This window comes from Streptomyces sp. NPDC107538, assembly GCF_055657445.1.
Genome location: NZ_JBVKAY010000005.1, coordinates 706,725 through 726,306 on the forward strand (window position 1 = coordinate 706,725; position 19,582 = coordinate 726,306).

Below are 19,582 nucleotides of genomic sequence, written 5' to 3' on the forward strand. Positions count from 1 at the left end.
AGCCGGGGGCGGGCCCTTTACCTACCTCGCGGCGGCACCGCCATGCAGCACCGCGAGGGGTTCTTACGAGACCTCGGCCTAGCCGAAGCGCCCGGAGATGTAGTCCTCCGTGGCCTGGACGGACGGGTTGGAGAAGATCCGCTCCGTGTCGTCGATCTCGATGAGCTTGCCGGGCTGGCCGACCGCCGCGAGGTTGAAGAAGGCCGTACGGTCCGAGACACGCGCCGCCTGCTGCATGTTGTGCGTCACGATGACGATCGTGAACTGCTCCTTCAGCTCGCCGATGAGGTCCTCGATGGCCAGCGTCGAGATCGGGTCCAGCGCGGAGCACGGCTCGTCCATGAGCAGCACCTTCGGCTCGACCGCGATCGCGCGGGCGATGCACAGCCGCTGCTGCTGACCACCGGAGAGACCGGAACCCGGCTTGTTGAGGCGGTCCTTGACCTCGTTCCAGAGGTTCGCGCCCTTGAGCGACTTCTCGACGATCTCGTCCAGCTCGGACTTCTTCTTGCCGCCGACCAGCTTCAGGCCCGCCGCCACGTTGTCGTAGATCGACATCGTGGGGAAGGGGTTCGGACGCTGGAAGACCATGCCGACCTCACGCCGCACGGAGACCGGGTCGACCCCGGCGCCGTACAGGTTCTCGTCGTCGAGCATGACCTTGCCCTCGACACGGCCGCCGGGCGTGACCTCGTGCATCCGGTTCAGGGTGCGCAGGAAGGTGGACTTGCCGCAGCCCGAGGGACCGATGAAGGCCGTCACCGTACGGGGCTCGATGGCCATCGAGATGTCCTCGATGGCGCGGAAGGAGCTGTAGTAGGCGTTGAGGCCGCTGACGTCGATTCGCTTGGCCATGTGGATCACTGCTTCTTTCGCGAGGAATTCGCGGGGAATTCGGGGGATCTGGTCGCTGTATGGCCGCGTCAGCGACCGGTCTTCGGCGCCTTCCAGCGGGCGATGCCGCGGGCCGCCAGGTTCAGGATCATGATGAAGGCGATCAGCGTCAGCGACGCCGCCCAGGCACGGTCGTACGCCGCTCCGGAACCGCCGCTCTGCTGGAACTGCAGATAGATGTACATCGGCAGCGAGGCCTGCGGGTCGGAGAACGGGTTCGCGTTGATGTAGCTCGAACCCCACACCAGCAGCAGGACCGGAGCGGTCTCACCGGCGATACGGGCGACCGCGAGCATCACACCTGTCGTGATACCACCGATCGCGGTCGGCAGCACGATTTTGAGGATGGTCCGCCACTTCGGCACGCCCAGCGCCAGCGAGGCCTCGCGCAGCTCGTTCGGGACGAGCTTGAGCATCTCCTCGGTGGAGCGGACGACGACCGGCAGCATCAGGATCGTCAGCGCCATCGCGCCGGCGAAGCCGGAGGGGCCCATGTCCAGGATCAGGATCCAGGTACTGAGGATGAACAGACCCGCGACGATCGACGGGATGCCCGTCATGACGTCGACGAAGAAGGTGACGGCCTTGGCGAGCTTGCCCCGGCCGTACTCGACCAGGTAGATCGCGGTGAGCACACCGATCGGGACGGAGATGACGGCGGCGATGCCGACCTGCTCCAAGGTGCCGAGGATGGCGTGGTAGATACCGCCGCCGGGCTCGGATACGGCGACCACACCCATCGAGTGGGTGAGGAAGTAGCCGTCGAGGACCTTCACACCGCGGCTGATGGTCTCCCAGATGAGGGAGACCAGCGGGATGACCGCGAGCAGGAACGCGACCCAGACGACGCTGGTCGCCACCCGGTCCTTGGCCTGCCGCTTGCCCTCGACGCGCGCGGCGATGACGTACGACCCGAGGACGAAGAGGATGCCGGCGATCAGGGCCCACTGGATGGAGCTTTCGAGGCCGGCCGCGGCGCTGATGCCGAGGCCCAGCGCGACCGAGCCGGCGGCGACCGCCCACGCGAACCACTTGGGCAGGGACGCGGCACGCAGGGTGCTCGGGCCCTTCGGGGTGAGAGTTGCGTTGCTCATCCGTTGGCCCCCGAGAACTCCTTGCGGCGGGCGATGATCAGTCGGGCCGCGCCATTGACCAGCAGGGTGATGACGAACAGGACCAGACCGGAGGCGATGAGGGCGTCGCGGCCCATTTCGGTGGCCTCGCTGAACTTGCTGGCGATGTTCTGGGCGAAGGTGCCGCCGCCCGGGTCGAGCAGACTGAGGTTGATCTCGAAGCTGGACGACAGGACCATCGCCACGGCCATGGTCTCGCCGAGCGCGCGGCCGAGGCCCAGCATCGAGGCGGAGATCACGCCGGAGCGGCCGAAGGGCAGCACCGCCATGCGGATCACTTCCCAGCGGGTGGCGCCGAGGGCCAGGGCGGCCTCCTCGTGCATCTGCGGCACCTGCCGGAAGACCTCACGGCTCACGTTGGTGATGATCGGCAGGATCATGATCGCGAGCAGGATGCCGACGGTGAGCATCGAGCGCGGGGCGCCGCCCTGCCATTCGAGGATGCCGGTCCAGCCGAGGTAGTCGTTCAGCCAGCCGTAGAGCCCGTCGAGCTGCGGTACGAGGACCAGGATGCCCCAGAGGCCGTACACGATGGACGGCACGGCGGCGAGCAGGTCGATCACGTACGCGATCGGGCCGCCCAGCCTGCGCGGGGCGTAGTGCGTGATGAAGAGGGCGATACCGACCGCGACCGGGACGGCGATGACCATCGCGATGACCGACGAGACGATGGTGCCGAAGGCCAGGACGGCGATGCCGAACTCCGGCGGGACGCCGGTCGGGTTCCACTCGAAGGTGGTGAAGAAGTTGGCCTCGTCCTTGCTGATCGCGAGCACGGCACGGTAGCTGAGGAACATGGCGATGGCCGCCATGAGCACCAGCAGGAAGATGCCGGATCCACGCGAGAGGCCGAGGAACACCCGGTCACCGAGGCGGGTGACGCCACGGGCGGCGCGCTTGCCCTCGGGGGCCAGGGAAGTCGGTGGGGTGGGGGGTGCGGGAGTGTCTTTGGTCGATATGTCCATCGGGTTCTCCGGTCTGCGGAGCCGTCGCCGTGCGGGCGGCGGCTCGGGGCGGAGCCGCCCGCGGTGGCGGAGGACTCCTGGCGGCGGTGCACCGGACGGTGCGGCCGGCCCCGGTCGGGACCGGCCGCACTCAGGTCAGCTCAGTTCCGAGATGGTCGTACGGACCTTGGTGATGATCTCCTCGGGCATCGGGGCGTACCCGGCCTCGGAGAGCAGCGCCTGGCCGTCCTCGGACGCGATGTAGGTGAGGAAGGACTTGGTGGCGGGCAGGGTGTCCGCCTTGTTGCCCTTGTCACAGACGATCTCGTACGTGACGAGGGTGATCGGGTAGGCGCCCTCGGCGGTGGGCTTGTAGTTGAGCTTCAGGGCGAGGTCCTTGCCCTGGCCGACGACCTGGGCCTCGGAGATCGCCTTGGTGGCGTTCTCGACGGTCGCCTTGACCGGCTCGGCGGCGTCGGTCTTGACGTCGACCGTGCTGATGCCGTCCTTGGCGTAGGAGAGCTCCATGTAGGAGATGGCGCCCTTGGTGTCCTTCACGCCCTGCGCGACACCGGAGGAGCCCTGCGCGGACTGGCCGCCCTTGGCCTGCCAGGCCTTGCCGCCCTCGTACTTCCAGTTGTCGGGGGCCGCGGCGATCAGGTACTTGGTGAAGTTGTCCGTGGTGCCGGACTCGTCCGAGCGGTGGAAGGCCTGGATCTTGAGGTCGGGCAGCTCGGCGTCGGGGTTCAGCGCCGCGATGGCCTTGTCGTTCCAGTTGGTGATCTTGCTGTCGAAGATCAGGGCGAGGGTCTTGGCGTCCAGGACCAGGCTGTCGACACCCGGGACGTTGTAACCGACGGCGATCGGACCGCCGACCATCGGCAGGTCGATGCCCTGGCCGTCGGTGCAGACCTCCTTGGAGGCCGTGACCTCTTCGGGCTTGAGCGCCGAGTCGGAGCCCGCGAAGGCGACCTGGCCCTGGGTGAACGCGGTGATACCCGCGCCCGAACCGCTGCCCTTGTAGTTGATCACGACGTCCTTGCAGGCGGTCTGGTACTGCTTCACCCAGGCGTCGATCGCGTTCTTCTGCGCGGAGGAGCCGTCGGCCAGCAGCTGACCCTTGGCGTCGCCGCAGTCGATGTCGCTGGCGGGCGCGGAGCTGTCGCTGGTGCCGCTCGCGCCACCACTGGTGTCGTCGGACCCGCACGCGGTGAGGGTCAGGACGCCGGTGACGGCGACAGCACCGAGAGAAAGGGCGCGCAGGCGGTTCTTGCGCTGAAGCTTCACTTTCGGGGGTTCCTTCCAGGAGCCGCCGTCCACATGGCGGCGTGCGAAGTCGTCGTATCAGCCTCGGGACCCGTCCTACTGGCGCCTCTGGTCCCTCGTACTGCTGTCGTCACGGGTTGCGCGGCCGCATTTCGGTCCGCATCCCGCACCGGGTAAGGCCGAAATTAGGCAGATCAGGTGAAGCCGCCGATGGACGGAAGTGAACGGCGAGTGAACCCCTGCCGACAGTGCGGTGAGGTCACGGAATGCTCACGGGGAGGGCACGTGCAGATTCCAATGCCACGACCCCACCTCCCTCACCTCGCACACACCAACGGACTCTAGGGTTCCACATCACCGCCACCTTTCTCCAGAAAACGGGACTCTCCGTACTCGATCGACTACGGAGAGAACATGCCCCAGTTCAGCCCACCATCCCCCTCCGAGAGACGGCGCAGCCGCCCTCAAGGGGCGCGGGGAACCGCGCGACCAGCCCCCACGGACGCGCGGCCGAACATCAGGCCAGGGGGTCGACGGGGGGCGCCCCCGGAAACCCGCGATCACGGAACCCCGTCCCCACGATCCCCGTCTCGTTCCACGACCCACCCCACGCGCGGCGCACCGGGAGACCCACATGGAACGGCGCATATTCATCGGCGGCACCGCAGCCGCCGCCCTCACCACCCTGACCGCCTCCGCCTGCACCAGCGCCGACCCCACCCCCGGCACCCGCGCCACGGACACCGCCCTGCGCACGACCACGACCACCACCTCCTCCAAGGTGACCGCGGCCAACTGGTCCGCCCTGGCCCGCGACCTCGACGGCCCCCTGATCCGCCCCGGCGACAAGGCCTGGTCCACGGCCCGCCAGCTCTACAACACCCGCTTCGACACCCTGAAGCCCACCGCCGTCGCCTATGTCGCCCACCCCGACGACATCCGGACGACCCTCGCCTACGCCAGGGCCCACGACATCAAGGTCTCGATCCGCAACGGCGGCCACTCCTACGCGGGCTGGTCCTCCGGCAACGGCCGCCTCGTCATCGACGTCTCGAAGCTGAACAAGGTCCGCGCCTCCGCGAACGAGGCGGTCGTGGGCGCGGGCGCCAAGCTCATCGACGTCTACCGGGCCCTGGCCGCGAAGGGCGTCACCGTCCCCGCCGGCTCCTGCCCGACCGTCGGCGTCTCCGGCCTCACCCTCGGCGGCGGCCACGGCGTGACGTCCCGCGCCTACGGCCTGACCTGCGACAGCCTCACCCAGGCCACGCTGATCACCGCCGACGGCAAGCAGCTGACCGCGAACGCCACCACGAACAAGGACCTCTTCTGGGCCCTGCGCGGCGCGGGCAACGGCAACTTCGGCGTGGTCACCGAACTCCGCTTCAAGACCCACCCGGCCGCCCAGGGCGTCACCGCCTACGTCACCTGGCCGTGGTCCAAGGCCGCCGCCGTACTGAAGGCCTGGCAGGAGTGGGGCCCGACCCGGCCCGACGAGATCTGGTCCTCCTGCCACCTGGAGAACGGCGGCAGCCCGACCGTCGCGGTCGCCGCCTTCTCCCTCGGCACGTACGGCGACCTGGAGAACGCCCTCGACCGCCTCGCCGACCGCGTCGGCACCCCGGCCCGCAGCGTCTCCCTCAAGCGCCGCTCCTACGAGGACGCGATGGAGGGCTACGCCGGCTGCTCCTCCTTCTCGGCGGACGCCAAGTGCCACCTCCCCGGCTCGACCCCGGGCCGCTCCCCGCAGGGCGCGCTGGGCCGCGAGACGTACGCGGCCCGCTCGGACTTCTTCGACCGCTCGATCTCATCGGCGGGCATCCAGACCCTGCTGACCCAGATCACGGGCGTGAAGGGCGGCGCCGGCAGCATCGCGTTCACCGCGCTCGGCGGCCAGGTCAACCGCGTCTCCCCCACGGCCACGGCCTTCGTCCACCGCCGCTCCCGGATGCTGGCCCAGTACCTCGCCTCGTGGAAGCCCGGCACCACCGGCACGACGGCCCAGTCCTGGCTCACCACAGCCCACAAGTCCATGACCCGCCACGCCTCGGGCGCCGCCTACCAGAACTACGCCGACCCCACCCTCACCCACTGGAAAAAGGCCTACTACGGCGCCGCGGCCCCCCGCCTGACCACCCTGAAAAACCAGTACGACCCCACCCGCTTCTTCACTTTCCCGCAGGCCCTGTAACCGAGGCGCCCCTGGGAAAGGGCCGCAGGCCCCTTTCCCAGGGGCGCGGGGAACTGCGCGAGAACCCCCACCGGACCCGCGGCCGAACTCCAAGCCAGGGGGTCGAAGGGGCACAGCCCCTTGAGGATGGGACGGGTAGGGGCGGCGGGGGCGAAAAAATCCCGGGCGCCCCCTCAGGCCGCCAAATCCCGCTCCCCCGCGGAAGCGGCCTCCACCCGCGCCCCCGGAACGACCGCACGCCCCCCATCCCGCCCCCGAGCCCGCACAACCCACCCCACCCGAGCCGACCGCTCCACGGCCCGCATCAACGGCGTAAGCAGCGCCATGGCGAGCGGCGACAACAACAACGCCACCGCCGTCCCCAACGCGAACCCACCGATCACATCGGTCGGGTAGTGCACCCCCATGTACACCCGGATGAACCCACCCAGCAGCCCGATGACCAGCCCGACCATCCCGAACTTCCGGTTGGCGACGAACAGCCCCACCGCCATCGCCATGATCAGCGTCGCGTGATCGCTCACGAACGAGTAGTCGGTCTTGCCGGAGACGAGCACCTCCAGCCCCTCATGATCGAGAAAAGGCCGGGGCCGCTCCACGAACCCCCGTATCGGCACGTTCACCAGCACCGCGACTCCGGCGGCGAGCGGCGCCCACACCAACGCGGCCACGGACGCGGCCGCATCCTCCCCGCCCCGCTTCCGCACCCCCCACCAGCACCACAGGATCAGCAGCACCATCGCGAAGAGCAGCCCGTACTCCCCGACGAACTCCATCACCCGGTCCAGCCACCCCGGCGCGTCCTTGGCCAGACCATTGATGTCGTACAGCAGCTCGACGTCGGGATTCGATCCGGAATCAGCGGCCAGTGCGGTAGCGGCATGCGCGGCGAGTCCAGCCATCGTGCTGCGGCCCTTTCGTCATCGTTCTCGCGACCGCACCCGTACGTGCGCCGCGCTGTGCCACCCCCGTGGTGTCCGTAGTGCTTCCGCGCGAGCGTCAAAACGCCGCGTGCGCTACATGCGCTACGTCAAATAGGAACGCACACTCCCCTTCAAAGCGTTCCACCCTCCACTGAATGATCACTCAGACGTTATCGAAGAGAGACACGTCTCCGCAGCTCAGGGCAGGGGCTCACAGAGAATTACGGCGCTGTCATACCGTCGTGGGCAATGCTTTCGCGCCATCCTCGGTGACCCGGGTCGCACCGAAGTAATCGGGGGTGTCAATCGGGTCGAAACGGATGACGGCCCCCGTCCGCGGAGCGTCGATCATGTATCCGCCCCCCACATAGATCCCGACGTGCCGAATGGCGCGGGAGTTGGTGAGGTCGTCGGAGAAGAACACCAGATCCCCGGGCAGCAGCTCGTCCCGCGAGGGGTGCGGCCCGGCGTTGTACTGATCGTTCGCGACCCGGGGCAGCGTGATCCCCACACTGTCGTACGCCGCCTGCGTCAGCCCCGAGCAGTCGAAGCGTCCGCCCTGCTCAGCGGTACCGGTACCGCCCCACAGATACAGCGTCCCGAGCTTCTTCTGCGCGTACGCGATGGCCCCGGCGGCCTGCTCGCTGGGATCGACCCGAGTCGTCGGCGCGGCGAAACTCTCCGACAGCGTCGTGATCGTCTTCACATAGTTCTGGGTCTCCTTGTACGGCGGAACACCCCCGTACTTGATGACGGCGTACGCCCCCGCGTTGTAGGAAGCGAGCATGTTCGCCGTCGGATCACCGGGTACGTCCTTCACGTACTTCGCGAGGGAGCAGTCGTACGAGGCGGCCGATGGAATCGCGTCATTCGGGTCCCAGACATCACGGTCACCGTCACCGTCACCGTCGAGCCCGTGCGTGGCCCAGGTCCCCGGAATGAATTGCGCGATCCCCTGCGCGGCGGCGTGACTCTGCGCCTTCGGATTGAATCCGCTCTCCTGATACAGCTGCGCGGCGAGCAACGCCGGATTGATGGCGTCGCACAGATTGCCCCATTTCTGTACGAGCGCCTGATAAGCGGCGGGAACGGCACCCTTGGCCAGCCCGACCGACTTCCCGCCGACCCCGTTCGCGAGATTCCCCGCGACCAGATAAACCCCCACAACCAGCACCATCACGAAGGCAAGCCCGGCGCTGCCGGCAGCGATCACCACGATCCACGCCTTACGCACCGTCAACCGCCCCTCACCGCGCGCCAGTCCGCCGCCAGCAAGTGTAGAGGCGGCCCGCTTTCTTAGGAATGATCACCTGACCGACGACCGCCATGGCCGTAGGACGATGGCAGAGGAGGACCCGCCCCATGTCCGACATCCCCCCGGACCTCGACTGGATCCGCGCGGCACCCGAGGACGCGACCGGCCCCGGCCCCTGGATCGAACTGGCCTTCGGCGCGGGCGACGGCGAGGACGACCCCGAGGCCCCCGTCTACATCCGCGAGACGAGCGACCCGGACAACGTCGTCACAACGAACCGCCGCAAGTGGGACGCCTTCGTCCTGGGCGTCCAGGCAGGAGAGTTCGACCACTTCGTGGAGGGAGTGGAGGGGTACGGGCCGCCCGCGTCGTAGACCGGGGGCGCTGCGGGTGGGGCGTGCCGGCATCTCGTCACGAAGACCACCGCCCCGCTTCCGGCGCAGCCGCACACCTCGACCGTGTACGCCGACCGGGCCCGCGCACCCGCCCCGCCCGGCGAGCCCGTCGCGCTCGCCGCGCTGGAGACGGAGCGGACACGGATACGGTCGCGTACGACAAGCCGGGCCGCTCCCTGACGGAAATGGAGCGGCACCCGCGCGCCCTGCCGACGGCCCATCTGCCGTGGTCCTGGGACACGATGGGCCACCGGCTTCGGCCTGGAGCGCCCGGTACGCGGGCAAGGCCTCCGCCCTGGCCCGCAAGGCCGACCGGGACCACGCCCTGCCGGTGGACGGCGAGTGGTACCGGGCGAACGTCCTGCTGTTCGCGGGGCTCGGAGCGCTGCCGGCCAAGGAGCTGACGGATCACCAGCGATGGCCGGCCGGGGCCCTGGACCCGGCAGCGGCGCACGCCGGGTACGTACGGCTGCTGACGCGGCCTGGGCGGCGTCGCCGGGCGAGCTGCCGATCACCTCGGCGGGCGCGGGCCTCGGCGAAGGCGGCGGGGCTCGGCCGGGACGAGGACGCCGCGCTGCTGGACGTGTTCCGGACTCGCTGGGCAACGGGGCGGGGCAGGGGCGGGGAGCGAGGGGCGGAAGCCCCAAAACCGCCCCCTACACCAGCCCCCCTACTCCACCCCGACGCGGCCTGGTCCACGACACCCAGGTGAGCCCTGGCCCCGGCAGACAGGGGCTACTGCACCTGCCGCCCCGTCTCGTCCTCACCCTCCAGGGCCCGCACCCGGGACAGGGCCAGCCTCCGCCGCACCCGGTCGACCTCCGTGACCACGACGGTGATTTCCTCCCCCACCCGGACCACCCCTTCCGGAGTCTCCACGGGCTCCACGGTCAGCTCGCCGAGGTGCACCAACCCCTCGATCCCGTCGGCCACCTCGACGAAGACCCCGAACGGAACCACCTTCGTCACCGTCCCTCGAAGTCTCCGCCCCTCCGCGACCCCGTCGGCGAACTCCTGAAAGGGGTCCGGCTCCATCGCCCGCAACGACAGCCGGGCCTCCCCGTTCCAGGTGTCGAACTGCAGAAACTCACAGGCGACCCGCTGCCCGACGCTCACAACCTCCGAAACGGCCCCTATGCGCCGCCACGACAGCTCGGGAACGGTGATGAACCCGACCCCGGGAAACAACGGATGCTCCGGCCCCTCGTCAAGCGCGACGAACACCCCGAACCGCTCGACCGCCGCGACGGTCCCGACCAACACCTCCCCAGCCCGCAGCCCACCCAAGAACGCCCACAACTCCGGAGTCTCCTCGGCCCCCAACCGCATCTGCTTCCCCTCCCGCCGGGCCATGGCATGAGTCACCGTCATCCCCAGCGCTGATGTCACATCCTGGCCAAAGCTCGCCCCCGGGGAACACCCGGCCCCACACACGACCCTTACGTCCGCATCAGGCACACTCGACAGTGCTGGTCCGACACCCCGTCAGAAGCGGGCGGACCAGGGCCCAGAGGCCACGAAAGGGGAATAACGACCGAACCACACCACAGGTTCCGGTTGATCCTCATTGCCCGGCGTGACCTGCCGTGATACACAGAGTGACGATACGACCCTTCGTTTACCGTTCCGCGCCCCCCGTTAGGGTCCCGCACGGGCCGGAGGCAAGGGATTCGTACGAAACCCGCCAATCAATGACGCCAAGTCGACATACGACAGCGTCATTGTCGGCGAGAATGGGCCCGACCTCTGCGCACCCGCGCGGAGGTGTGCGACGCGTACGCCGAGGCGCACACGTCGCACACCACACACAGACAACCGAACTACCCACTAGGGGCGGTGACTTACATGTTCGTTGCGGCCGACAAGGGCGACATCACCACCATCATCGGCGGAATCGCCCCGGACTGGGGGCCTTTCGGCAGCCTGGGCAACGAGGCGCGCGTGATGATCGAGGTCGTGATGGCGGTCGCCATCCTCCTCTGCCTCGGCATCGCGATCTGGGGCGCGGCCAAACAGCGCATCGGCGCGACCGCCCTCCGCGACACCTTCAGCGCCGAACAGGGCAAGGGCCTCATCATCGCCGGCCTCACCGGCGTCTTCATCATCGGCTCCCTGGGCACGCTCTTCACCATCGTGTACGGCATGGCCGTGTAGCGCGGCGACCGGTTCCCGCCCGGTCCCCCTTCCACCCCACCCGTCCGTCGTGCCCACCGGCTGAGGTTGCGTTTCCCTGATGTCGAGTCTCCACACCGCGCCCGCGCGGGAACCAGCGCGGCTACCGTCGTACTGCTACGCCTTTCGGTACGACGTCGAAGTTGAAGGGGCGACCGCGGCATGAGTCTCGGCGACGAGCACGGGTACCGCGAGCCCTCGCGCTCCGGTGACGACGGGGCGTACGGGGGTTACGCCGGCACCGGCCAGACCAGGACCCGACTCCCCGGGGGCGACGACCCCTACGGCGGCGCCCCCCGCCGCCCCCGCTCCTCCTCCAGAAGCCTCGTCACCGTCGTCGGCGTAGTCGTCCTCCTCATCGCCGCCATCGCCTTCGCGAACCGCGGAGACAACGGCACCGACACCGACGGCAACTCCAGCAGCGACAAGGCGGACAGCGCGCCTACGGCGGCTTCGGGAGAACGGCCGGTCACCACGAAGGCCGGTGGCATCCCCTCCGGCTTCGCCCACGACCAGCAGGGTGCCGAATCGGCGGCGGCCAACTACTCCGTGGTGCTGGTCTCGGCCGACATCCTCAAGCCCGCGCGACGCAGCGAAATCGTCCGGCAGGTCTTCGCCGCCGACAAGTCAGCCGATCTGGAAGACCGTCTCAACACGGTCTACAGCGCGGACTTCCTGACCAAGGTCGGCTTGGACGAGGAAGGCAACGCACCGACCGGCAGCACGTACGTCTCACGCACCATGCCGGTCGGCACCACCGCCACCAGCTACTCGGACAGCACCGCGACCGTCGAGGTCTGGTGCACAGGTGTGTTCGGCATGGCGTCCGAGAGCACGACCAACCCGGTCACCAGCGACTGGTTCACCATGACCCTCCAGCTGCGCTGGGAGAACGACGACTGGAAGGTCGACAGCTTCGCGCAGAAGGAAGGCCCCGCGCCGGTCAACGGCGACAACAAGGTCTCGACGTCCGACGAGATCTCGAAGGCCGTCGAGGAGTACGGAGGGTTCACCTATGCCCGCTAGGTCACACCGCGTACTCAAGGTCACCGCCGCTTTCACAGCTGTACAGACCGCGGTCGTCCTGCTGGCGACACGTGCCGTCGCCGCACCCACACCGTCCCCCTCACCCAGCGGCGACTCCTGCTCGCTGCTCTCCGGCGCGGCCCGGGAGTACTGTGAGAGCGACAACGGAGGAGGAGGCGGCGGTTCCGGAACCACGCCCAACGACCTCACCACCACCCTCGACCCCCTCTCCTCCCTAGCCCAAGGCTGCGCCGACGCCGCCTCCTGGACCGTCGACAAGCTCTCGGAGGCCGTCAACGAGACGGCGAACGTCGACTTCACGAACATGACGTTCCTGAAGCACTACGCCGTCGTCTTCGCCGCCTCGGCGATCCTCACCCTCGTGCTCTGGCTGCTCGCCGTCACCAAGCGAGCGGTCCGCGGCGTACCGTTCACCACCGCGATCTCGGAGGCGATCGGCTTCCTCTGGCTGACCGTCCTCGCCTCCGCCTTCACCCCGCTCATCCTCTACACCGTCGTCTCCGCCACCGACGGCGTCAGCGACATCATCGCCCAGACCACCGGCAACCAGACCGACACTTTCTTCGGCACCTTCTCCGAGGCCCTGAAGAAGGGCAACGACATCGGCGGCGGTCCGATCATGCTGATCCTGGTGTCGCTGGTCTCCATCGTCGCCGCCGGAGTGCTCTACCTGGAGCTGTACCTCAGGGCCGTCCTGCTCTACGTCGGCGCCCTCCTCGGCGTCGTCGTCTACGCCGGCCTCGTCGACAAGGACCTGTGGGGCCACGTCCGCCGCTGGGCGGGCATCATGATCGCGATCATCCTGGTCAAGCCGGTCATCGTCATCGTCCTCGGCCTCGCCGGCGCCCTCACCACGGAGGACGGCCCCGACTCCCTCGCCGCCGTCGTCTCCGGCCTCGCCATCATCCTGCTCGCCATCTTCGCCTCGGCGATGATCTACCGCTTCGTCCCGGGCTTCGGCGACGAGATCGCCAACTCCCGCAACAACCGCATCATGCGCGGCGCCGAAGGCAAGGCCGCCGCCGTGATCAGCTCCCCGGCCAGCCTCGTCGCCCAGGGCATCAAGACCCACAGCTCCCGGGCCGACAACAACGGCGGCGGAGGCGGCAGCAGCACCCCCCGCCCGGCCAACCCCGCATCCGGCGGCGTGGCCGCCCACAGCTCCCGCCCGGCGAGCGGAGGCGGCGGAACTGTCCCCTCCGCCGCACCCCCGCCCCGCACAAGCCCGATCAACACCCCCCACGCCGGCAACACCCGCAACAGCAGCAACAACCGCACGGGAGGTGAAGGGCGTTGACCACCGATTCCCACGCGGCCCATATGTCCCATCCGATCACGCCCCGCCGTACCTATCTGATCGGCCGCGCCCGGCCGAACGCGATCATCGGCCGGAACCGCGAGTCCGGCGAGATCGCGCTGATCATCGCGGGCGCGTTCCTCGGCATGATGTGCGGCCTGCTCGTCCCGGTGCTCGTCCCGCGCATCGCCCTGCTGACCGGCTTCCCGATGCTGGCGCTGGCGGCCGTGTACGTGCCGTACAAGCGGCGGACGTTCTACAAGTGGTTCGAGATCAACCGCAGTTACAAGCGCAGCCTGCGCAAGGGCACCACGTACCGCTCGTCCAACATGGAGGCCGGTACCCACCTCGACGGCCGCGAGGTCGAGGTCGGCCCCCCGCCCGGCATCGGCCGTATCACCTGGCTCGCCGCACCCTTCGGCCCCGACGAGATCGCCGTCCTCCTGCACGCCGACCGCCGGACCGTCACCGCCGCCATCGAGATCGAGGGCCCCGGCGTCGGCCTGCGCGACTCCGAGGACCAGGAAGCCCTCGTCGACCGCTTCGGCACCCTCCTCAAGCACGTGGCCAACGGCGACGGCTTCGTCACCCGCCTGCAGATGCTCGCCCGCACCCTCCCCGCCGACCCGGACGCCCACGCCAAGGACGTCGCCCAGCGCGGCGACGAACGCGCCCCCGGCTGGCTGCAGCAGTCGTACGACCAGCTGCAGTCCATGGTCTCCACCAGCAGCGAGCAGCACCGCGCATACCTCGTCGCCTGTATGCACTACAGCCGCGAACTGGCCGCCGAGGGCCACGCCATGGCCCGCGCCGCCCGCCCGCAGGGCCGCAAGCTCGACAAGGACGCCGGGCTCGCCGTCGTCATGGCCCGCGAGCTGACGGACATCTGCTCGCGCCTCCAGGAGGCCGACATCCGCGTACGGCAGCCGCTCGGCCAGGGCCGCCTCGCCTCCCTCATCCACTCCATGTACGACCCGGACCACCCCATCGACCACATCCAGGCCATGACCAAGCGCAACGCCTGGCCGGCCGAACTGGACGCGATGGAGCCGGACTACCTCCAGGCCAAGACCCGCGAGTCCTCCACCCGCGCCCCCTGGTGCCACGCCACGGCCTGGGTGAAGGAGTGGCCGATGACCCCGGTCGGCGTCAACTTCCTGGCGCCGCTGCTCGTCCACACCCCGGACGTCATCCGCACGGTCGCCGTCACGATGGACCTCGAACCCACCGAGGTCGCCATCGAACGCATGCTCACCGAGAAGACCAACGACGAGGCGGAGGCGTCCCGCGCCGCCAAGATGAACCGCACCGTCGACCCCCGCGACGTGGCCTCCCACTCCCGCCTCGACCAGCGCGGCGAGGACCTCGCGAGCGGCGCGGCCGGCGTCAACCTCGTCGGCTGGATCACCGTCTCCTCCCGCTCCCCGGAGGCTCTCGCCCGCGACAAGCGGACGATAAGGGCCTCGGCCGGCAAGTCGTACCTCAAGCTGGAGTGGTGCGACCGCGAACACCACCGGGCCTTCGTCAACACACTCCCGTTCGCCACCGGAATCCGAAGGTAGGGCCACCGCGATGCGGGATCAGACGCGGGATCACCCGAGGGCCCCAGGAAACCCACCGCACCTGGAGGTGAAGCACTGATGCGGGACCCGATGTCCGCCCTCACGGACGCCTTCACGTCCTTCCTCTTCGGCAAGGTCGAGACGACCCGCCTCCCCGTGCGCACCTCCACGGGCCAGGCCCAGGCGGTCTACCTCCCGACCGCCGCCCCCGGCCTCGGCGACTCCGGCGTGATCATCGGCCGCGAGGTCTACTCCGGGAAGGGCTACATCTACGACCCCTTCCAGCTCTACGGCCAGCAGCTCCCCGCCCCGCACTGGCTCGTCCTCGGCGAGTCCGGCAACGGCAAGTCGGCCCTGGAGAAGACGTACGTCCTACGGCAGTTGCGGTTCCGCGACCGCCAGGTCGTCGTCCTCGACGCCCAGGGCGAGGACGGCGTCGGCGAATGGAACCTCATCGCGGAGGAGCTGGGAATAACTCCCATCCGCCTCGACCCGACGGCCGCCCTCGACATGGGCATCCGCCTCAACCCCCTCGACCCCTCGATCACCACGACGGGCCAGCTGGCTCTCTTGAGGACCATCATCGAGGTCGCGATGGGCCACGGCCTGGACGAACGCTCCGGCTTCGCCCTCAAGGTCGCGCACGCCTACGTCAACGAGACGATCGTCGAACGCCAGCCGGTCCTCACCGACATCGTCGAGCAACTCCGCCACCCCGAACCGGAGTCCGCGGAGGCGATGAACGTCGCCATAGACGACGTACGGGCCTGGGGCCTGGACGTGGCGCTGGTCCTGGACCGCCTGGTCGACGGCGACCTCCGCGGCATGTTCGACGGCCCCACCACCGTGGGCATCGACCTCGACGCCCCCCTGATCGTCTTCGACCTCTCCCACATCGACCGCAACTCCATCGCCATGCCCATCCTCATGGCCATCGTCGGCGTCTGGCTGGAGCACACCTGGATCCGCCCCGACCGGAAGAAGCGCATCTTCCTGGTCGAGGAGGCCTGGCACATCATCAACAGCCCCTTCGTGGCCCAGCTGTTCCAGCGCCTGCTGAAGTTCGGCCGCCGCCTCGGCCTGTCCTTCGTCGCGGTCGTCCACCACCTGTCCGACGTGGTCGACGGAGCGGCGGCGAAGGAGGCCTCGGCCATCCTCAAGATGGCGTCGACACGGACGATCTACGCCCAGAAGGCCGACGAGGCGAGGGCGACGGGCCGCGTTCTAGGCCTGCCCCGCTGGGCCGTGGAGATCATCCCCACCCTCACCCCCGGCATCGCCGTCTGGGACGTCAACGGCAACGTCCAAGTGGTCAAACACCTGATCACCGAGACCGAACGCCCCCTGGTCTTCACCGACCGCGCAATGACCGAGTCCTCCGCCGACCACCTCCTCGACGGCGACGACGCCCTGCGCGCCGCCGAGCTGGAGGCGGAGGAACGGGCAGCCGCCTTCGTCGAACACCGCCTGAGCGAGATCGACGGCGGATACGGCTCCTCCGAATCGACGGTGGCCTGAACGAACGGCACCCCCAGGCGACCAGAGACGACAAGGAACCCCGTGAACGGCGGCGTGCGATGAGACCCGACGACCGGCACCCCCCGCAGGGCGGAGGCGGCATCCCCGACGGGCTGCTGATCGCCCTCCTCGGCTTCCTGGTGTGCCTGACCCTGCTGGTCTGGTCGGCCACCGGCCTGGCCGGCCTCTTCGCCCACGGCGCCTGGCCCGACGCCGTCACCTTCACCCGCACACCCCTGGCCGTACGCAGCCTGGTCGCCGCCCCCCAGGACCTCCCCGCCGCCTGGCCGGACACCCCCGCCGCGCAGCTCTCCGGCTACGGCCTCTTCTGGGGCCTCTTCATCAGCCAGCTCATGATCCTCCTCGTCCTGGCCGTCTTCACCATGGGCACCCTGGCCCGCTGGAGAGCCGTACGCGCCCGCGAGAAGGCGGCACGGACCGAGGGGTTGGCCCAGCCACCGGCCGCGCCCCCGGCCCACGGAACACCGCAGACAGGGCCGTACGCCGAAGGACCGGCCGCGCCCGGCATCTCCCCGGCCCAGACACCGCCCACGCACCCCTACCCGGGGCACCACGCCGAAGGACCGGCCGCGCAGGCCGCCACCCCCGCGGAACAGCCGCCGCCCGCACAGCCATACGCCGCCGCCCACACCCAAGGCCCGGCCTCAGCCACCGCCCCGCCGCACGCCCACCCCGGCGTACCGCCCACCGGCACGCCCGTCCCCGAGCCCCGCCACGGCACACCCTTCGTCCCGCAGCCCTCGGCACCCGGCACGGAAGCCGCCACCGCTCACCTCCCCCACCCCGGAGCCACAGCACCCGCGGCCTTCACCCCCGGTGCCGGTCACCCGGCCGGCTGGGCGAGCGCGCCCACCACGGTCGTCCTGGGCCCCGCCGAGACCCGCCGCCCCGCAGCCGCCCAGGCCGTACGGGACGCCGAGGGCCCGGCCCTGGTGGTCACCTCCGACCCCACTCTGTGGTCGGACACGAAGGACGCGCGAGCGAAGCTGGGCCCGGTCCTCCTCTACGACCCCGCACACCGCTGCGACACCCCGGCCCGCCTCCACTGGTCCCCCATCGCCGGCTGCGAGGACAAGCCCACGGCCCTGGCCAGGGCCATCGCCCTCCTCGCCCCCATCCGCCCCACCGCCCGCATCGACCAGGCGATGGCGGACACGGCGGAGACCCTCCTGCGCAGCTACCTCCACGCCGCCGCCCTGGACAGCCGCACCATCCGCCACCTGCACCGCTGGGCCCAGGGCGGCAACGTCCAGGAAGCGGTACGCATCCTCCGTACGAACCCGAAGGCGGCCCCCGGCGCCGCCGGCGAACTGGAATCGGCGCTCACCTCGCACCCCGAACGCCGGGACATCGCTCAGCAGTTGACGGCCCGCGCCCTCTCCGCCCTCTCCACCGTCAACGTCCGCGAATCCTGCACCCCGAACCGAGCCGACTCCCTCGCCCTGGATTCCTTCGTACACGAGGGGGGAACGCTCTATGTGGTCGGCGACCCCATCGAGGACCCCAAGGCGAACCCCTCCGCCATGCCTCTCCTGACGGCCCTCGCCTCAAGCGTGGTCGAGCGCGGCCGGCGCATGGCCGAACGGTCATCCTCCGGCCGCCTCGACCCACCACTCACCCTGGTCCTGGACGACGTGGCAGCCGTGGCCCCACTCCCCCAGCTTCCCGCCCTCCTGACCTCGGGCCCCGACCAGGGCCTCCCCACCCTGGCCCTCCTCCGCTCCCGCGAACAGGCCCGATCCCGCTGGCCGAACACCGAACTCCCCCTGCCCTGACCCCGGTCAGGAACTGCCACCGTCCGGCACCGCGTACCCGGCGACGGACGGCCACCGCACCGTCAACACCACCGACTCCTCCTCCGCGACCCAGGAGTGGTCCACCCCTCGCCCCCAGACGACATAGTCGCCCTGCCGCTCCAACACGACGCTACGGCCGGGGAAGTCGACCCGGAAACGACCGCTGATCAGCACCTGCAGGGCGGTCCGCTCCTCACCCCGGACCCACTGCGCCCGTGTGTCACCCCGCGGATGCACACCCCACTTGATCTCCACGGCCTCGCTCCGCCGCGGATCCCCCTCCGCCTTGAAGTGCCCGAGAAGCCAACCCCGGTCCAGCGCGGCGTCCTTGCCCGCATTGCCCACATACACGCTGTCGTCCATGCCGCCGAACGCTAACACCAGCCACTACGCGGACCTCAGCACGTACTCCAACTCCCGCCCCTCATCCCCCTCGACGGTCACTCCGCTCTCCACGAACCCGACCCGACGGTAGAAGGCCGCGGCCCGCCCGTTCCCCTCGTTCACGAACAACCGGACCCGCTCGACGCCGGCCACATCCCGGGCCCACTCCACCGCGACCGCGAACATCGCCTCGCCCACACCCTTCCCCCGATACCCATCGCGCAGGAACACCCCCACCAGATGCCCCTGCCGCTGCTCGACGCTCCCCCCGAAGAAGTCCCGCGTCCCAGCCTCCTCCACCAACACGGTCACGGTCCCGACCCACTCACCACCCGCACTCTCCACCACGAACTGCCGCCGCTCCAGAACCCCTTCGGCGGCCCCCGCAGCCCGCTCCTGCCAGAACGCATCGGGCCGCGCCACACCCTGCGCCAGTTAAACTAATAGTGAAGCCGCCCCTGAAACGCAGAAAGCCCCCGCCGGGAACCCGGCGGGGGCTTTCTCAATATTTGTTCGGCGGCGTCCTACTCTCCCACAGGGTCCCCCCTGCAGTACCATCGGCGCTGTAAGGCTTAGCTTCCGGGTTCGGAATGTAACCGGGCGTTTCCCTCACGCTATGACCACCGAAACACTATGAAACACTCAACCGCACCGTTGTGTGGCACAACGGGGTTGTTCGTGGTTTCAGAACCAACACAGTGGACGCGAGCAACTGAGGACAAGCCCTCGGCCTATTAGTACCAGTCACCTCCACCCGTTACCGGGCTTCCAGATCTGGCCTATCAAC

At 69.4% G+C, this 19,582-nt stretch carries 18 protein-coding genes and 1 rRNA gene; 9 read left to right on the forward strand and 10 right to left on the reverse strand.

Features of this window, described 5'->3' with window-relative positions:
- Window positions 1–78: 78 nt before the first annotated feature.
- The 4 genes from pstB to pstS all read right to left on the reverse strand — a co-directional run bounded on the left by pstB (window position 79) and on the right by pstS (window position 4,258).
- Window positions 79–855: a phosphate ABC transporter ATP-binding protein PstB gene (pstB, locus tag ACZ7MG_RS21645; protein WP_152169898.1), complete on the reverse strand. Its 777-nt coding sequence runs from the start codon at window positions 853–855 to the stop codon at window positions 79–81.
- A 68-nt stretch (window positions 856–923) separates the two neighbouring features.
- Window positions 924–1,988 (reverse strand): phosphate ABC transporter permease PstA, encoded by a 1,065-nt coding sequence (gene pstA, locus ACZ7MG_RS21650; protein WP_471395648.1) that lies wholly within the window; start codon window positions 1,986–1,988, stop codon window positions 924–926.
- The gene (pstC, locus tag ACZ7MG_RS21655) at window positions 1,985–2,992 is read right to left on the reverse strand and encodes a phosphate ABC transporter permease subunit PstC (RefSeq protein ID WP_471395649.1); all 1,008 of its coding nucleotides are present in this window, start codon (window positions 2,990–2,992) and stop codon (window positions 1,985–1,987) included. The genes pstA and pstC overlap by 4 nt, the downstream gene beginning before the upstream one ends.
- Window positions 2,993–3,127: 135 nt before the next feature.
- Window positions 3,128–4,258 (reverse strand): phosphate ABC transporter substrate-binding protein PstS, encoded by a 1,131-nt coding sequence (gene pstS / locus ACZ7MG_RS21660; protein ID WP_471395650.1) that lies wholly within the window; start codon window positions 4,256–4,258, stop codon window positions 3,128–3,130.
- A gap of 613 nt (window positions 4,259–4,871) precedes the next feature.
- Between pstS and ACZ7MG_RS21665 the strand changes: the two genes are divergently transcribed.
- Window positions 4,872–6,425 carry an FAD-binding oxidoreductase gene (locus ACZ7MG_RS21665; protein ID WP_471395651.1) on the forward strand — a complete coding sequence of 518 codons (1,554 nt, stop codon included), beginning with the start codon at window positions 4,872–4,874 and terminating at the stop codon, window positions 6,423–6,425.
- A gap of 173 nt (window positions 6,426–6,598) precedes the next feature.
- Here the strand turns inward: ACZ7MG_RS21665 and ACZ7MG_RS21670 are convergent, their stop codons facing one another.
- Window positions 6,599–7,327 (reverse strand): phosphatase PAP2 family protein, encoded by a 729-nt coding sequence (locus ACZ7MG_RS21670; protein ID WP_471395652.1) that lies wholly within the window; start codon window positions 7,325–7,327, stop codon window positions 6,599–6,601.
- A gap of 253 nt (window positions 7,328–7,580) precedes the next feature.
- The gene (locus tag ACZ7MG_RS21675) at window positions 7,581–8,588 is read right to left on the reverse strand and encodes a C40 family peptidase (protein WP_471395653.1); all 1,008 of its coding nucleotides are present in this window, start codon (window positions 8,586–8,588) and stop codon (window positions 7,581–7,583) included.
- A 122-nt stretch (window positions 8,589–8,710) separates the two neighbouring features.
- Here ACZ7MG_RS21675 and ACZ7MG_RS21680 point away from each other — a divergent pair, with 122 nt between their 5' ends.
- Both ACZ7MG_RS21680 and ACZ7MG_RS21685 read left to right on the forward strand, forming a co-directional pair.
- Window positions 8,711–8,977 (forward strand): DUF397 domain-containing protein, encoded by a 267-nt coding sequence (locus ACZ7MG_RS21680; protein ID WP_471395654.1) that lies wholly within the window; start codon window positions 8,711–8,713, stop codon window positions 8,975–8,977.
- 247 nt (window positions 8,978–9,224) lie between these two features.
- Complete coding sequence (locus ACZ7MG_RS21685) at window positions 9,225–9,710, forward strand: hypothetical protein (RefSeq protein WP_471395655.1); 486 nt, start codon at window positions 9,225–9,227, stop codon at window positions 9,708–9,710.
- 23 nt (window positions 9,711–9,733) lie between these two features.
- Here ACZ7MG_RS21685 and ACZ7MG_RS21690 read toward each other — a convergent pair whose 3' ends face one another.
- Window positions 9,734–10,369, reverse strand: coding sequence for a S1 RNA-binding domain-containing protein (locus tag ACZ7MG_RS21690; protein ID WP_471395665.1), 636 nt, complete (start codon window positions 10,367–10,369; stop codon window positions 9,734–9,736).
- A gap of 474 nt (window positions 10,370–10,843) precedes the next feature.
- Between ACZ7MG_RS21690 and ACZ7MG_RS21695 the strand changes: the two genes are divergently transcribed.
- The 6 genes from ACZ7MG_RS21695 to ACZ7MG_RS21720 all read left to right on the forward strand — a co-directional run bounded on the left by ACZ7MG_RS21695 (window position 10,844) and on the right by ACZ7MG_RS21720 (window position 18,390).
- A complete protein-coding gene (locus ACZ7MG_RS21695) occupies window positions 10,844–11,152 on the forward strand; it encodes a hypothetical protein (protein ID WP_013002563.1) in 309 nt (102 codons plus the stop codon).
- Window positions 11,153–11,332: 180 nt separating this feature from the next.
- Window positions 11,333–12,196 (forward strand): DUF8175 domain-containg protein, encoded by an 864-nt coding sequence (locus ACZ7MG_RS21700; protein ID WP_471395656.1) that lies wholly within the window; start codon window positions 11,333–11,335, stop codon window positions 12,194–12,196.
- Window positions 12,186–13,514: an energy-coupling factor transporter transmembrane component T family protein gene (locus tag ACZ7MG_RS21705; RefSeq protein WP_471395657.1), complete on the forward strand. Its 1,329-nt coding sequence runs from the start codon at window positions 12,186–12,188 to the stop codon at window positions 13,512–13,514. The genes ACZ7MG_RS21700 and ACZ7MG_RS21705 overlap by 11 nt, the downstream gene beginning before the upstream one ends.
- Window positions 13,515–13,537: 23 nt before the next feature.
- Window positions 13,538–15,076, forward strand: a complete 1,539-nt coding sequence (locus ACZ7MG_RS21710; protein WP_471395666.1) for an SCO6880 family protein — start codon at window positions 13,538–13,540, stop codon at window positions 15,074–15,076.
- Between the two features lie 78 nt (window positions 15,077–15,154).
- A complete protein-coding gene (locus ACZ7MG_RS21715; protein WP_471395658.1) occupies window positions 15,155–16,594 on the forward strand; it encodes an ATP-binding protein in 1,440 nt (479 codons plus the stop codon).
- Window positions 16,595–16,653: 59 nt separating this feature from the next.
- Complete coding sequence (locus ACZ7MG_RS21720) at window positions 16,654–18,390, forward strand: type IV secretory system conjugative DNA transfer family protein (RefSeq protein ID WP_471395659.1); 1,737 nt, start codon at window positions 16,654–16,656, stop codon at window positions 18,388–18,390.
- Between the two features lie 6 nt (window positions 18,391–18,396).
- Here ACZ7MG_RS21720 and ACZ7MG_RS21725 read toward each other — a convergent pair whose 3' ends face one another.
- From ACZ7MG_RS21725 to rrf, 3 genes are all read right to left on the reverse strand, one after another.
- Window positions 18,397–18,774 (reverse strand): cupin domain-containing protein, encoded by a 378-nt coding sequence (locus ACZ7MG_RS21725; protein WP_471395660.1) that lies wholly within the window; start codon window positions 18,772–18,774, stop codon window positions 18,397–18,399.
- 24 nt (window positions 18,775–18,798) lie between these two features.
- On the reverse strand, window positions 18,799–19,218 hold the full coding sequence (locus tag ACZ7MG_RS21730) for a GNAT family N-acetyltransferase (RefSeq protein ID WP_471395661.1): 420 nt from the start codon (window positions 19,216–19,218) through the stop codon (window positions 18,799–18,801).
- An 88-nt stretch (window positions 19,219–19,306) separates the two neighbouring features.
- Window positions 19,307–19,423, reverse strand: a 5S ribosomal RNA gene (rrf, locus tag ACZ7MG_RS21735).
- Between the last annotated feature and the right edge of the window lie 159 nt (window positions 19,424–19,582).